The organism is Ruegeria sp. CDSA089 (genome assembly GCF_059612205.1).
The window spans coordinates 239,683-253,789 of record NZ_JBXWQD010000003.1 but is presented as its reverse complement, the minus strand read 5'-3'; the positions used below and the strand labels follow the sequence as shown (position 1 = coordinate 253,789).

Genomic DNA, 14,107 nt, shown 5'->3' with positions numbered 1-14,107 from the left:
CGCCACTGGCGCGCGAACGGCAAAAAAGCAGTGCTTTTGGGCGCGCAGGGACTGGCGGTGTCAATTTCAAGCGATCAAAGCCGCTGCTTTGCAGCTGTTCATGCGTCCGAAGGATTTGACTGATTTTGCCTCTGAGCTGCGTTACATCCTTTAGAAATAGAACCACTATTCCAGCAAGGATGTGCCTTGTCAGAACCAAAATCAGTCAAACCAATGGCGCAAGATTAATGGCTCCTGGCCCCAGTTTGCGTAAGATCAAAGACTCAGCCCGGCGAGGGTGGTTGTGGTACTATAGAGACCGCGAACACGAGGAGTTGGGACATGTTGGAAATCTCGGCAAGAAAAATCGCTCAGGTCGCCATGATGGGACGTGAGTTGGACCGGGCCGAGGGCGAGCTGCGCGCTTTCATCGACCGGATGGGCGAAGATGAGCAGGCCGAATTGGTTGCGGTCATGTGGATCGGGCGCGAAAGCTTTTTCGCCGAAGATCTGGCCGAAGCCATCGCCACCGCCAAGTCCGAGGCCTCGACCCCCTGCGCGGATTACCTGATCGGAACGCCACATCTGTCGGATCATCTGGAAAACGGTTTGGACGCTTTGGGCATTTCCGCCGAGGATGTGGAAAACGACCTGATGTAACCAGGTCGGATCTAAGCCGAAGGCAGGTTCGCCTGTGCGTGGTGGCTGAACATGATCTGGTCCGATTGTACATCTGACCGGAAATCAGCCGCCCGACCCGGAACAGCTTGATAGAACGGGCGAAGCCCCGGTTCGACCTCGGTCGCCAGCGTTGCGCACAGGTTGCAGTGCTTCTTGATCTGCACATAGGATTGCCGCTGTCGAATGGCTGCGATCATATCGCCATGCGCCGCCGCGAGTTCCATAAACCCAGGCGAAGTGCGCAGCGTAGTGTTACCAACCAGAAGAAAAACAGCCTCAAGCTCGGACTTGCCCTTCAGATCGACAAATCCAGCTTCGAGCATCGCCAGATCCTGCCGCGCGGCCTTGTAGACGGAGCTGGAAACGAGGATGTCATATTCCACGTGGCGGCAGCTTTGTTCGATCCGAGCGGCCACATTCACCACATCGCCAATGACCGTATAGTTGAACCGGCTGCGCGATCCGATATTGCCCACACAAGCCAGACCGGTGGCGCATCCTGTCGCCAATGCGATCGGTGGGCGACCCTTCATGACATCGGAGGCGTTGAACCGGATCAAGGCCTGCCGCATCAACAGCGCTGAATGGGCGGCGCGGCAGGGATGATCCTCGACTGGTAGCGGCGCGTTCCAAAACGCCATGACCGCATCGCCAATGAACTTGTCGATGGTTCCCCGTTCGTGCAGGATCTGATCTCCGACCTGTGAGAACAGCTCATTCAGCAATGCCACCAGATCAGTGGCCGACACGGATTCAGACAGCGGCGTAAACCCTCTGATGTCCGAGAACATGACGGTGATTTCCTGCGTCTCGCCACCCAGTTGCAGGCGATGGCCCGAAACCTCCATCTCATCCAGAATTTCCGGGGCAACGTAGTGTGAGAACACCTGCCGGATTTCCCGCTTTTCCCGCTCGGTCGTGACAAATAGGTACCCCGCCAGTAAGCCGAAATTGGCCATTCCACCCAGCAGCGGAAAGGTCACGTCAAACAGGGTGAGCTGGTTCTGAAAAGCAAGCCAGCTGGTGCCCAAAACCGCGGCCGCTGCCACCCCGCCAGCAACGAATGAGGCGACCGCGCCAAAACTGGACATCACTGCAATCACGATCAGGCCTAGCAATACGAAAGACACCAGCTCCAGCGCTGCCGTCACATCCGACCGGTTTAGCATTTCACCTGTAAAAATCTGCTCCAGCAACTGCGCGTGGATCGACACGCCCGGCACCGACTCGCCCAGCGCGGTCTGATGCATGTCGAACAGACCCGCCGCCGAGGTACCGACAAGGATAATCCGTCCTTCGATCTCCGCCCTGAGTGCGGGATCACCTGGGGTTTGCATGACCCTGTCGGCCGATAGGTAGAGGTCCGGCTGGTCATGTCGATACCTGACCCAGACCTCACCGTTTTCGGTGGTCGGCAGGCGGAAATCTCCCAGCTCAACCGCGAGCATGATCCCTTCCTCATCTGCCGAGCCCTCGGTCAGAATGAACGGTGCGTCCAGCGCGACCCTCAGCGCTTCGATCCCCAAACCGGGCATCGGACCGTTCGGGCCGCCCCACAAAACTGGGACGCGTCTAATGATCCCGGTACCACCCAGTGGCGAGACGTTTACCCCGCCAATCCCCGCAGCGCTGCGATCCAAGGGAGGCGCGATCGGGGTCCAATGAGGGACCGAGATCAATCCGGAGGTCGGTGCTTCTCCGATCTCGATGATCCCGGCCTTGGGGGCAACATTGCTGCCCTCCTGCGAGATACGAGCCGCCGTGCCCATCACCACTGGCCAATGGGCGGCTTCGAGCCCGAAAAGCACGTCATAGTCCACCTTCTGTGCATGACGTTCCACGGTCAGAACGCCGTCCAGCGCAGGGTCGTTGAGCAACCGGGCGGGTGAGTATCGGTCCGGTTCGACAAACAGCATGTCAAAAGCAATAGCCGCTGCGCCATTCTCACCCAGGTTCTGGACCATCTGCGCCAGCAATGTGCGTGGCCAGGGCCATTGGCCCCAATTGGCCAGAGACTCTTCGTCAATATCCACGACTCGCACCGGCAGGTCAGGTGTGTATTCGCGGGGCGACATCCGTTGCAGCAAATCGAAATAGATCATCCGCGACATCCGCACTGGGTAAGGGTCCATGATCCGGATGAAGCATCCAAACAGAATCAGGCCAAGCCCGACCAGGCGAAACGCCCGTCGCCGTCCCGTTCTCTCTTTGGATTTCAAACGCAAGTCGGCCTCCGACTAAATCTGGCGTCGTTTCTATTCAGGCGCGTTTGCCCTTGCCTCGGCCTTTACCTTTACCTTTGGCTTTCCCCGGATTGTCAAACCCATCCGTGTTGCCGCTCTGTCCGCCGGGATTGGAACCGTCGGCCTGACCGGAACGGTTGCCTTTCACGTCGGGTTCAGGCTCAGGCTCTGGTTCTGGATCCGGTTCTGGATCCGGGGCGGGTGGCTCGGGAGACGGGGGTTCAGGCAGCACAACCGGTTGAGGCGTTGATTCTTGCACGAATTGTGGTGGCTGCGGCGGATCGGATTTGGGCACGGGCAAGGGGGCCGCTTCGCCCGCGCACCCACCAATACCGACCTGCAGAGGGCTCAGCAGGTCCTGTTGAGATTGGATAAAGGGAAATCCGGTTTGTAACGCCAGATCATATTGTGCCTGATCCACCGGACGCCCGACTCCACCCCGCTGGTTGGTTGCAAACAAACTGCACTGTCGGCCTGCCGAGTGGCAAAAACCGCCATTTCCGCACATGCGGACCGTGCCTTCGAGCACCAACATGGCGCTCTGAGCGCCCGGAATGACCCACATGTCAAACGTTGTCCCGCGCACGGCCATCGTCGCTGTCGGGGTCTTGATCGAATAGACCCGCTTTTTGCTTTTGCCTGAAATGAAGCGGAAACTGCCGCCCAATGCCTGCACCGCAAATGATTTTGCCTTGCGATTGCCGCGCAGCATCGTCACGTCCAGGACCATACTGGCATTCGGCCCGATGGCGATTTTGGTTTCATCGACAAAGACCAGTTGCACCAGCCCATTCCCGTCGGTCGAGATCGAATCCCCCGACACGACATCCATTCCGGCTTGCAGCGGTTGTGATTTTCCACCTCGGGTGATTTCCGCGCCTGGCTTGACACCAATCACCTTTCCAATATTGGCCAGCACCTGTGCAGGCACCAGCAATAGACACATTAAAACGAATAGCACTCTTAACCAGGCCAAGCTTCCATTCCCCCATAGCTCGTATGGTGAGCAAATTGCTCACTGCCCGGTTTTGTGCCCCCTACATATTCAAAATATTAAATTTATTAAGTTTATGTCTGATCAAATATGCCTTAAACAGCACATGTTTGGCAAGTTTTCTAAAATTGATGTTGGTGAGGGGGGGGATCCTGGGTCGTCTGTGCACCCACCCCAACCCCAGAGCGGTTGGGTTTTCGTCGTCGTTCCCGGCAATCGGATGGTGCTGGGAAGAAAAATGCGAAACCCTTTGAAAATCGCCTTGTATCTGGCCGTCCGGCAAGGATATACCGGCCAGCGGAGACGTGGCCGAGTGGTCGAAGGCGCTCCCCTGCTAAGGGAGTAGGCGGGAAACCGTCTCGAGGGTTCGAATCCCTTCGTCTCCGCCATTTGTTTACATTGGGGCCAAAAAATACCTTTGGTCAGCGATTTGGGGTTGAACCGGATTACCTGAGTCCGGTTACGCGTTGGTGCGCGGCACACAAAACATCTTACTGAGAAAAGAGTCATTTAGTTCCGTCAAGTTGCCCGACCCAATCCACCACAGTTTGCGCCGTTTTGTTCCATTGAGCGTCAAACTGTATATAGTGGCAGGCCCTCTCGACGGGCATGAACTCGGCTGAGTCATAGCGGTTCGCCATCGCCTTGGCCGTGCTGGTCGCCACGGCCTTGTCTTCCGTGCCAGAAACGAACAAGAGCGGGCATGTCACATTGTGCGGGTCGATCAGGGTCGTTTGCGCGCTGTCAAACATCCAGAACACGAATTCGAACAGCACCCGACCGGACTCGGTGCCAAGCCGCTGATGGATGTCGTGTTGCAGCGCCTCTGGCAGAGTGTTCAACCCGTAGGTTGCCAAAAGCTCGAAATCCTGACCCAAGGCTTGATCCCAGAAAGCTCCGGCAGAGATGAACAGTTTTCCAAGATCGCGCTCTCTGTCGGTGGTGGGCAGGACACCATTGACGATACTGCTGTTCAGCAGAACTCCAGCACGTATCAGACCTTGTGCCGCCAAAAGCTGAGCGACCACGCCTCCGAGCGAATGGCCAACGACAATCGGGGTTTGTCCGATCTCATTGATGGCGCGTCGTGCATCTTCGACATAGTCGGCAATGCTAAGCCCGATCAGCTTGGCGTCCCGATCCGGGCCCGGAGGCAGATCGTGGTGGCGATAGGTCAGGCTGTGACAGCTATAACCCGCTTGTTCGAAGACTTGGCGGACGGGCGCCATCGTCCAGGCAGCGGCATTTGTTCCGGTCAGCAAAAGGACGGGTGGCAGGGGTTCGTCGGTCATCGCGTGCTCGGATCCGCATGGGCTTGGGGCGTGATTTACGTATGCCCCAGAACTTTGCGCGCCACGCGGAAACATTCAAGGGCTTGGGGTACGCCACAGTAGATTCCGATCACATGGATGATGGCGCGGATCTCTTCGGGCGTAACGCCGTTGTTGATCGCGCCTTTGCAGTGAATCTCCCATTCATGCATCTTGCCCAAGGCGCCGATCATCGACAGGTTCATCATCGACCGTGTTTTGGCGTCGATGACATCATCGCCCCATCCAAAGCCCCAGCACCAGGCTGTCATCGCTTCTTGGAACGGGCGGGTGAAGTCGTCAGCAGCCGCGAGGTTCTTTTCCACATATTCTGCGCCAAGAGTGCTCTTGCGTTGTTCCAGTCCTTTTAGAAACAAGTTTTCGTTGAACAGGTCTGACATTTTCACCTCGGGAGTCGTGGACAATTGTTGTGTGTTGAGCCGAGAAAATTCGTCGAATTTTCTTCGCCTTCGGGTAGGTCAGTCGTCAATGGCTTCGCGCATCCAGTGTTGCAAGCGCGCGATTGAATGTTCCGACATCACGCCGCAACCGGGGTCCAACACCAGCGGGCCGGGGCGGTATCCGCGGGACTTCAGGCCGCGGTGGACGGATTCGACCAGACGGATATCCTCTTCGACCGTTGTCTCGCGGTCTTGCACGGCCAGTTGGCGGATGACGGCGCTTTCCGATCCGCCCTCGGTATACCATCCGCGCCAGACAGTGCAGCGATCGGCGTCGTGGGCGCGCCAGTGATAGGTGTTCAGCACGTTGCCAGGATAGCACTGAAACGAGAACATGGGCCACAGGAACCACGACTGGTAGTCGCCCGCGTGGGGCACTGACAGGTCGATGGGGTAGGTCATCTTGTCGAGGCTCTGGCACTCGGTCGTGTGGCGCAGGACATAGCCGCCGCTGGCATCGGGCTGGATGTCGTAGGTCTCGGGCTTGACCACACCTTCGGCAAAGGTCGGGTGGTTGGTTGGGCAGTGATAGCATTCCGAGTAATTCTCGATACTGACCTTCCAGTTGCAGTTTTCCGGAATTTCTACCCATTCCAGCGGTTCCAAATCGTCGATATGCGGTACAAACGCACCGATTTCCTCGCGCACGCCGGGATACCAATCGTCCATGGGGGCTGCATCATCGTCGAGGTTGACGAAGATGAAGCCGTTGAACACTTCGGTCCGAACCGAGGTAAGGCAGATCGCGCTGCGGTCGAAACCGGGAACCGATTTGATATTCGGGCCGGCGCGCAATTGGCCCGTCAGTTCATAGGTCCAAGAATGATAGGGGCAGACGACCACGCGGGTATTACCCGCGCCACTGACCATCTCGTGCGCGCGGTGTTGGCACACATTGTAGAATGTGCGGATTTCCCCGTCGCGACCCCGAATGCAGAAGAGGTTTTGCCCCGCGATCTCGAACGCAAAGTAATCACCCGGTTCGCGCACCTGCGCCACGTGGCCCGCGAATTGCCAGGTTCGGGCCAGCAGCCCCTGCATCTCCTGCGCGAAAATCGCGGGGTCGGTATAGTATCGCGCGTCCAGTGAATGGGTCAGGGGGGCGTTCATTCGGGCTCCTCCGCGTAGAGGCCAAGTTGGTGTCTGCGTTGATGAAACCGCTCAACCCTCTCGACGATTTCGTCGCTGGAGACGGCCACCACAAAGGACAGCAGCGTTTCCAGCAAGGCGATGGTCGAGACGGAGGAGGGGAAGAATTGCGGTGTATCAGCTGCCACGACAAAGCCGTGCTGCGCGTTCAAAATGACCGGGCTGGCCGGGCTGTCCGAGATTCCTACGACAGTCATTCCCTGTTGCCGAGCCAGTTTGATGGCGTCGATCACCTCGGTCCGGTAGGGATGGCATGTGATGGCAATCAGCACGTCCTGTTCATCAGCCCAGGCTAGATCGTCCACAGGGGTTGATCCGGGGCGGGGAATAGCGTGGAATTGCTTCATCCCCGTTGACGCTAGATAGGTGAAGTTCCGTGCGTTCGCGTTATTAACGCCCACGCCCAGCGTGAAAATCTGGCGACAGGTCCAGATATCCTCGGCCGCCGCCTTTAGGTTGGCGGCGTCAATTCCGGCAAAGGTCTCTTCGATATTGCGGATCGCGGCACCGATCATGTCTGCATAGAGCCCGCCCAACTCGCCCGACTTGCCGATATCCTGCAGCCAACGTGCACGGTCGGGGAACGAGACGCCGCCCCGGCGAATCGCATCACGGAAGGGCGCGCGGAAATCTTCGTATCCTTCGAACCCCACCTGCCGGGCCATGCGGACAAAAGTGTTGGGCTTTACTTTTGCCGCCTCGGCGATCTCGCGCACGGTCGAAACCCCAACATCCGTGGGGTTTTCCAACACGTAGCGTGCGGCCTTTTGCGCCTCGGGCGTCAGGGCCTCCCATTCCTCCGTGAGGCGGTCGAGAACGATTGATGATACATTTGTGTCATTCATGATTGACGATGGTACAAATGTGGAATTAGCCTGTCGAGCAGAAAAGCGACTCGGGAAGAGGAAATGTCATGTCCGAGAAGAAATTACCCACCCACGCCCGCGTGGTCATTGTTGGAGGCGGCGTCATGGGGGTCGGTCTGGCCTATCATCTGGCGCATGAGGGGTGGGGCGATGACACCGTCCTGCTGGAAAAGGCCGAGCTGACCAGCGGCAGCACGTGGCACGCGGCGGGCCAGATCACGCATTCGACCTCAAGCTTTGGGCTGGGCAAATGCGTGGACTACAATATCGGTCTCTATTCCGGCGCGTTGGAGGCTGAAACCGGCCAGCCGGTCACATGGCACGGCTGCGGCTCGTTCCGCTTGGCCTATACCGAGGATGAGATGGACTGGCTGCGCCACACCCTGTCCGTGGGCCGCTCGCTTGGCTTCAACATCGAATTGGTGGGCCCCGAGAAGGTGGCCGAACTGCACCCGTTCTACAATCTCGACGGTGTGTTGGGCGCGCTGCACACACCAGATGACGGCCATGTGGACCCAACCAATGTGACAATGGCGATGGCGACGGGCGCGCGTCAAAAAGGCGTCCGCATCTTCCGCAACTGCCGCGCTACCAATATCACGCAGGCCGAGAATGGCGGGTGGGTAGTTGAGACCGAGTTGGGCACCATAACCTGCGAGCATGTGGTGAACGCAGGCGGCACTTACGCCCGTCAGATGGGTGAATGGTCGGGGCTGCAACTGCCAATGACCTCGATGACGCACCATTACTTCGTGACCGAGCCTGTGCCCGAGTTCCAGAATCTGGACAAGGAACTGCCGGTGATCCGCGACGACCGTAAGGTCTCTGGTTATATCCGGATGGAGCAACAGCGCGGGCTGATCGGGATTTACGAGAAAGAGAACCCAAACTCGGTCTGGCATGATCATTGCCCGTGGGAATACGAGAACTGGCTGTTCGACGCGGATTACGACCGGGTGATGCCGTGGCTTGAGGAAAGCCTGAACCGTATGCCGATCTTTGCCGAACTGGGCATTCAGCGTGACGTGCACGGCGCGATCTCGCACCCGCCGGACGGCAACCCGCTGATCGGGCCTGCGCCGGGTGTGCAGAACTACTGGTGCTGCTGCGGTACGCAGATCGGCATTGGTTGGGGGCCGGGTCTGACGCGTGAGTTGGCGCGCTGGATGGTGCATGGGGCCGCCGAAATCTCTATGCGCGAGTTCGATCCGCGCCGGTTCGGCAGCTATGCCACGAAGGACTGGCAGGTGATTAAGGCCGAGGAAGATTACTGCCTGCGCCACGAAATCCCCTTTCCGCATTTCAACCGTCTCGAAGGGCGTCCGATCAAGCCATCGCCCCTGTATGAATTGCTGAAATCCAAGGGCGCGGTGCATGAGGAAGTCTATGGGTTCGAGCGCCCCCGCTGGTTCGCCCGCGATGGGGTTGAACAGCGCGACCATTATTCCTTCCGCCGCACGCCCGCCGACGACATGGTCGCGGCCGAGGTCAAAGCGGTGCGCGAACGCGTCGGCATCATGGATGTCACCGCCTTTACTAAGGTCGAGGTTTCGGGGCCGGATGCCTACGCCCTGCTGGATCGGCTGACGGCCAACCGGATGCCGCAAAAAGTGGGCTCGATCACGCTGACCCATATGCTGAACCGCCGGGGCCGGATCGAGTTGGAGACCACGATTGTCCGCATGGCTGAAGATCGCTTCTATCTGGTATGCGCCGCGTTCTTCGAACAGCGCTTGCTGGATCACCTGACGCAACAGCGGGCGGATGAGGATGTTCAGATTACCGCCCTCTCGTCCGATTGGTCAGCCTTGTCGCTGAACGGTCCCCGATCGCGGGACGTACTGGCGCGCTGCACCGATGCCGATTTGACCAATGTCGGGTTCCGCTGGTTGTCCGCGCAGGAAATCACAATCGCAGGCCACAAGGTCTGGGCGTTCCGCATGTCCTATGCCGGGGAACTGGGCTGGGAGTTGCACATGTCCAACGCCGCTTGCCTCGACGTTTACACCGCACTTTGGGGTGCGGGTGAGCCGCATGGCATCGCCGACTACGGCAGCTTTGCCATGAACGTGATGCGGATGGAGAAAGGCTTCAAAGGCGCGGGTGAACTAACCAATGAAGTCACATTGGCCGAGGCGGACGTGCTGCGCTTTGCGCGCACCGACAAGGAGTATCTGGGCAAGGACATGACCCTGAACACCGACCTTCCGTGGATTTGCGCCTATCTGGAAATCGAACCGGATGGTGAGATCGACGGCCATGGCGGTGAGGCAGTGATGCTGGATGGTCGCGTGGTCGGCTCGACCGCTTCAGTGGTCTATGGGCATACCGTCGGCAAGATCCTCGCCTTTGCCTACATCAAGCCCGAGGCCGCCACGCCCGGCACCGCATTGCAGGTCGTGATCCACGGTCAATCCCGTGCAGCGCTAGTGCTGGGCGAACCGGCCTATGATCCGCAAAGCCTGCTGCCACGAACCGACGCTGCACTGGAGGCCGCGCAATGATCTTGCCTGATAGAATGAAAGCTATGGTCACGATGGGCCATGGCGGTCTCGAGCAGATGGTGCTTCACCCAGACTGGCCTCGCCCCGAACCTGCGGCTCAGGAAGTGTTGATCAAGGTCGCCGCCTGCGGTCTGAACAACACGGACGTCAACACGCGGTCGGGTTGGTATTCCAAGACAGTCACTGACGCGACAACCGGCGGCGCGTTTGATGAGGTGGGTGAGGAAGACCCCACCTGGGGCGGCAACCCGATCACCTTCCCGCGCATCCAGGGGGCGGATATCTGTGGCTATATCGTGGCCGTGGGTGCAGGTGTCGACCCCGCCCGTATCGGTCAGCGCGTAATCACCGACGGCTGGCTGCGTGATCCGGATGACCCGGCAAACATGGACAAAACCGGCTATTACGGCTCGGAACGGGACGGAGGGTTTGCCGAATATGCCACCACTCTGGCCGTGAATGCAGTGCCGATTACCTCTGATTTGTCGGATGCGGAACTGGCGACGTTTTCTTGCTCCTACTCAACCGCCGAAGGGATGCTGACCCGCGCCAATGTCACCGAGAAAGACACGGTTCTGGTGCCCGGAGCCTCGGGCGGTGTCGGCGGCGCCTTGGTGCAACTGGCCAAACGGCGTGGCGCGCGCGTTATCGCAATGGCGTCCGAGGCGAAACATGCCGACGTCGCCGAGCTTGGTCCTGACATGATCTTGCCGCGCGCACCGGAAAACCTGCGCAAAGTGCTGGACGGTGAAAAGATCACGGTGGTCGCAGATGTGGTCGGCGGCCCCTACTGGCCGTCCCTGATCGACATCCTCGAGCGTGGCGGAAGGTACACCTGCTCCGGAGCCATCGCGGGCCCGATGGTTGAGTTCGACTTGCGCACCTTCTATTTGCGCGACCTGACCTTCACCGGCTCGACCGTCATCGACCCGCAGGTAATGCAGAACCTCGTGAAATATATCGAGGCGGGTGAGATCAAACCGGCTCTTGCCGCGACTTATCCTCTGGAGGAGTTGCGCGAGGCGCAAGCAGCTTTCATCGCCAAGCAGCACACGGGCAATATCGTGGTGATCCCATGACTTTGGATGATGTGCTGATGGCTGCGCGACAGTTGCACCAAACCCATCCTGATCTGGCTGCGTTCGGCGATTGGCCAGACGACCTGAGCGCGCTTGACCTGCCGCCAAACGCGATCCCGGCGGTTCCTCTGGTGCAGTCGATCCAGCCCGACGCAGGGCCGACCCAAGCCCTTACCGAGTCGATTTGCGTAACAGCGCATCTCGCCAATTGGAAACAGACCTATACCAAAGACGAGGTCGGAGCAGACTTCCTGAATCGCTTTGGTTATTATGAGCTGTTCGGCCCCACGGGCCATTTCCACTCGACAAAGCTGCGCGGTTACGTGGCCTTTTGGGGTGAAGGGTTGGCCTATAATTGGCACAGCCATCAGGCCGAAGAACTGTATCTCATCGCCGCCGGCCGAGCGAGGTTTCACGTCGCTGGCAATGACGCCGAACTAACACCCAATCAAACCCGTCTGCACACCAGTTGGCAAAGCCACGCTATGACAACCACCGACAGCCCCATCCTGACCTACGTGTTGTGGCGCGGCGAAGGGCTGGACGCCTTGCCCCGGATGGACGCCGCATGAAAATCACCCGCATCCGCATCTATCAGACCGGGCTGCCCTATGTCGGCGGGGCCTATGTCTGGGGTGCGGGCAACGCGATTGGGACGGCCATCGCCTCGGTTGTGGTGATCGACACCGATGCCGGGTTGCAGGGCTGTGGCGAGTTCACACCCTGCGGCGAGAATTACATGGTTGCGCATTCTCAGGGTGTTCCTGCCTTGGCTGGTCTGGTCGCCCCAACGCTGCTGGGCGAGGACCCCCGGCAGGTTGGACGGATCGAGCAGCTGATGGACCATCTGGTGCAGGGACACGGCTATGCCAAGGCGCCGTTCGATGCGGCTTGCTGGGATATTCTGGGGCAAGCCTGCGTGCAGCCCGTCTGGATGTTGCTGGGCGGCAAGCTGACGGACGGTGCCCCGATGTATCGGGTGGCACCGCAGAAACCGGTCGATGAAACCGTGGACGAGATGAACACCTATCGTGATCAGGGCTACCGTCAGTTCCAGATCAAGGTGGGCGCAGATTGGGCCACGGATATCGACCGCATCAGGGCCACGGTCCCTTTGCTGCAACCGGGTGAGATCGCCATGGCCGACGCCAATCAGGGTTGGCGCGTGGATAACGCGATCCAGGTGGCTCGGGCGACGCGCGACCTGGACTTTATCCTCGAACAACCCTGCAGAACGTACGAGGAATGCCAACAGGTCCGCCGCGTGGCCGAACAGCCGATGAAGCTGGATGAATGCCTGACAGGAATGCACATGGCGCAGCGCATCGTCGCGGACCGGGGGGCCGAGATCTGCTGCCTGAAGCTTTCCAATCTCGGCGGGCTCAGCAAGGCTCGGCGGGGGCGCGATTTTCTGATTGAAAACCGTATTCCAGTGGTGGCCGAGGATACATGGGGCGGCGAAATCACCACTGCCACCGTCGCCCATTTTGCCGCCTCTACGCCCGAGGAATACCTGCAAAACACCACAGACCTGATGAACTACAACACCCGCTCGACCGGATGCGGCGGGGCTGTGTCGCGAAACGGCAAACTCTACGCGCCAGATGCGCCAGGTTTGGGTGTCACCCCGGATTTCAAAAGCCTCGGCGCGCCCGTGGCGGAGTACACTCTATGAAGATCAAAACCATCACCGTCTACCAAATCGACCTGCCGCTTGAGCATCCCTATTGGTTGTCTGGCGGGCGTTTGAAATTCGAAACGCTGGACGCAACGCTGGTGAAGATTGAAACCGATACTAGCTTGATCGGCTGGGGCGAGGGCACGCCCTGGGGCCATACCTACGTCCCCGCCCACGGCCCAGGCATCCGTGCCGGGATTGAAACCATGGCCCCCTTTATTATGGGCCTCGATCCACGTCGCGTGTTGGATGTGGAACGCGCCATGGATACGGCGCTCCCCGGCCATCTCTATGCCAAAAGCCCTATCGACATGGCCTGTTGGGATATTGCCGGGCAGGCTGCGGGCCTGCCAATTGCCGACCTGATGGGCGGCGGGTCCCGTACCCCGCGCCCGATTGCCTCCTCCGTCGGCGCCAAAACTGCTGAAGAAACGCGCGAGGTGATGACCCGCTACCGCGACCGTGGTTACATCGCCCATTCGGTCAAAATCGGTGGAGACGTCGAACGCGACATCGCCCGCGTCCAAGATGTTGAAAGCTTCCGCCGCCCCGGCGAAATTGTCCTTTATGACGTGAACCGCGGCTGGACTCGCCAACAGGCGCTGCGCGTGATGAAGGCCTGCGAGCCATTGCAGGTGATGTTCGAACAGCCCTGCGAAGCGCTCGACGACATCGCTGCCATCGCCCCCCGCCACGCCTCACCCGTCTCAGTGGACGAAAGCCTCGTCACCCTGCAAGACGCCACCCGCATCGCCCGCGACGGTCTGGCCGAGGTCTTTGGCATCAAACTCAACCGCGTCGGCGGCCTGACCAAAGCCGCCCGGATGCGCGATATCGCCCTGGCCCACGGGATCGACATGTTCGTCATGGCCACCGGAGGCACCGTTCTTGCCGATACCGAGGCCCTGCATTTGGCCGCTACCATCCCAGATCAGAACTGCCATGCCGTCTGGGCCTGCCAGGATATGATCACCGTCGACATCGCCAACGGTCGCGGTCCCCGCAACAATAACGGACATCTCCACCTGCCCGAAACCCCAGGCCTTGGCGTCCACCCCGACGAAGATACCCTCGGTCTCCCAATCGCAACCTACGAGGCCCCGCGATGATCCGCCCCTTCATCTGGCTAGAAATATCTCGGGGTATGAATTGGCCGAAGGCCA

12 protein-coding genes and 1 tRNA gene are annotated in these 14,107 nt (G+C 59.4%); 7 read left to right on the top strand and 6 right to left on the bottom strand.

Annotation, left to right across the window (positions count from 1 at the left end; all coding sequences use genetic code 11):
• Window positions 1-321 precede the first annotated feature (321 nt).
• On the top strand, window positions 322-639 hold the full coding sequence (locus AC2FJ6_RS10130; protein ID WP_170408475.1) for a DUF3775 domain-containing protein: 318 nt from the start codon (window positions 322-324) through the stop codon (window positions 637-639).
• An 11-nt stretch (window positions 640-650) separates the two neighbouring features.
• Here AC2FJ6_RS10130 and AC2FJ6_RS10125 read toward each other — a convergent pair whose 3' ends face one another.
• Together AC2FJ6_RS10125 and AC2FJ6_RS10120 are read right to left on the bottom strand one after the other, a co-directional pair.
• On the bottom strand, window positions 651-2,885 hold the full coding sequence (locus AC2FJ6_RS10125; RefSeq protein ID WP_170772761.1) for an adenylate/guanylate cyclase domain-containing protein: 2,235 nt from the start codon (window positions 2,883-2,885) through the stop codon (window positions 651-653).
• A 34-nt stretch (window positions 2,886-2,919) separates the two neighbouring features.
• Entirely contained in the window at window positions 2,920-3,849 is a 930-nt protein-coding gene (locus tag AC2FJ6_RS10120) for a FecR family protein (RefSeq protein WP_170772759.1), read from the bottom strand.
• A 347-nt stretch (window positions 3,850-4,196) separates the two neighbouring features.
• Between AC2FJ6_RS10120 and AC2FJ6_RS10115 the strand changes: the two genes are divergently transcribed.
• Window positions 4,197-4,286: transfer RNA gene (locus AC2FJ6_RS10115), tRNA-Ser, on the top strand.
• Between the two features lie 117 nt (window positions 4,287-4,403).
• Here the strand turns inward: AC2FJ6_RS10115 and AC2FJ6_RS10110 are convergent.
• The 4 genes from AC2FJ6_RS10110 to AC2FJ6_RS10095 all read right to left on the bottom strand — a co-directional run bounded on the left by AC2FJ6_RS10110 (window position 4,404) and on the right by AC2FJ6_RS10095 (window position 7,662).
• A complete protein-coding gene (locus AC2FJ6_RS10110; protein WP_170772755.1) occupies window positions 4,404-5,189 on the bottom strand; it encodes an alpha/beta hydrolase in 786 nt (261 codons plus the stop codon).
• Between the two features lie 35 nt (window positions 5,190-5,224).
• The gene (locus AC2FJ6_RS10105) at window positions 5,225-5,608 is read right to left on the bottom strand and encodes a carboxymuconolactone decarboxylase family protein (RefSeq protein ID WP_170789624.1); all 384 of its coding nucleotides are present in this window, start codon (window positions 5,606-5,608) and stop codon (window positions 5,225-5,227) included.
• A 78-nt stretch (window positions 5,609-5,686) separates the two neighbouring features.
• Complete coding sequence (locus tag AC2FJ6_RS10100) at window positions 5,687-6,778, bottom strand: aromatic ring-hydroxylating oxygenase subunit alpha (RefSeq protein WP_170772751.1); 1,092 nt, start codon at window positions 6,776-6,778, stop codon at window positions 5,687-5,689.
• Window positions 6,775-7,662, bottom strand: a complete 888-nt coding sequence (locus AC2FJ6_RS10095; protein WP_170772749.1) for a MurR/RpiR family transcriptional regulator — start codon at window positions 7,660-7,662, stop codon at window positions 6,775-6,777. Before AC2FJ6_RS10095 ends, AC2FJ6_RS10100 begins: the two co-directional genes overlap by 4 nt.
• Window positions 7,663-7,730: 68 nt before the next feature.
• On the opposite strand from AC2FJ6_RS10095, the gene AC2FJ6_RS10090 reads away from it, so the two are divergent.
• From AC2FJ6_RS10090 to AC2FJ6_RS10070, 5 genes are read left to right on the top strand one after another with little or no spacing between them, the layout of a single operon-like run.
• Window positions 7,731-10,187 carry an FAD-dependent oxidoreductase gene (locus AC2FJ6_RS10090; RefSeq protein ID WP_496668917.1) on the top strand — a complete coding sequence of 819 codons (2,457 nt, stop codon included), beginning with the start codon at window positions 7,731-7,733 and terminating at the stop codon, window positions 10,185-10,187.
• Window positions 10,184-11,266 carry an alcohol dehydrogenase family protein gene (locus tag AC2FJ6_RS10085; protein WP_237217404.1) on the top strand — a complete coding sequence of 361 codons (1,083 nt, stop codon included), beginning with the start codon at window positions 10,184-10,186 and terminating at the stop codon, window positions 11,264-11,266. Before AC2FJ6_RS10090 ends, AC2FJ6_RS10085 begins: the two co-directional genes overlap by 4 nt.
• Window positions 11,263-11,838, top strand: coding sequence for a dimethylsulfonioproprionate lyase family protein (locus tag AC2FJ6_RS10080; protein ID WP_170772745.1), 576 nt, complete (start codon window positions 11,263-11,265; stop codon window positions 11,836-11,838). Before AC2FJ6_RS10085 ends, AC2FJ6_RS10080 begins: the two co-directional genes overlap by 4 nt.
• On the top strand, window positions 11,835-12,941 hold the full coding sequence (locus AC2FJ6_RS10075; protein WP_170772744.1) for a mandelate racemase/muconate lactonizing enzyme family protein: 1,107 nt from the start codon (window positions 11,835-11,837) through the stop codon (window positions 12,939-12,941). Before AC2FJ6_RS10080 ends, AC2FJ6_RS10075 begins: the two co-directional genes overlap by 4 nt.
• Complete coding sequence (locus AC2FJ6_RS10070) at window positions 12,938-14,053, top strand: mandelate racemase/muconate lactonizing enzyme family protein (RefSeq protein WP_170772742.1); 1,116 nt, start codon at window positions 12,938-12,940, stop codon at window positions 14,051-14,053. The genes AC2FJ6_RS10075 and AC2FJ6_RS10070 overlap by 4 nt, the downstream gene beginning before the upstream one ends.
• The last annotated feature ends 54 nt before the right edge of the window (window positions 14,054-14,107 follow it).

Coding starts and splice junctions, on each gene's coding strand:
- AC2FJ6_RS10130 (WP_170408475.1), top strand. CDS start 322: ATGTTGGAAATCTCGGCAAGAAAAATCGCTCAGGTCGCCATGATGGGA.
- AC2FJ6_RS10120 (WP_170772759.1), bottom strand. CDS start 3,849: ATGTGTCTATTGCTGGTGCCTGCACAGGTGCTGGCCAATATTGGAAAG.
- AC2FJ6_RS10110 (WP_170772755.1), bottom strand. CDS start 5,189: ATGACCGACGAACCCCTGCCACCCGTCCTTTTGCTGACCGGAACAAAT.
- AC2FJ6_RS10105 (WP_170789624.1), bottom strand. CDS start 5,608: ATGTCAGACCTGTTCAACGAAAACTTGTTTCTAAAAGGACTGGAACAA.
- AC2FJ6_RS10100 (WP_170772751.1), bottom strand. CDS start 6,778: ATGAACGCCCCCCTGACCCATTCACTGGACGCGCGATACTATACCGAC.
- AC2FJ6_RS10095 (WP_170772749.1), bottom strand. CDS start 7,662: ATGAATGACACAAATGTATCATCAATCGTTCTCGACCGCCTCACGGAG.
- AC2FJ6_RS10090 (WP_496668917.1), top strand. CDS start 7,731: ATGTCCGAGAAGAAATTACCCACCCACGCCCGCGTGGTCATTGTTGGA.
- AC2FJ6_RS10085 (WP_237217404.1), top strand. CDS start 10,184: ATGATCTTGCCTGATAGAATGAAAGCTATGGTCACGATGGGCCATGGC.
- AC2FJ6_RS10080 (WP_170772745.1), top strand. CDS start 11,263: ATGACTTTGGATGATGTGCTGATGGCTGCGCGACAGTTGCACCAAACC.
- AC2FJ6_RS10075 (WP_170772744.1), top strand. CDS start 11,835: ATGAAAATCACCCGCATCCGCATCTATCAGACCGGGCTGCCCTATGTC.
- AC2FJ6_RS10070 (WP_170772742.1), top strand. CDS start 12,938: ATGAAGATCAAAACCATCACCGTCTACCAAATCGACCTGCCGCTTGAG.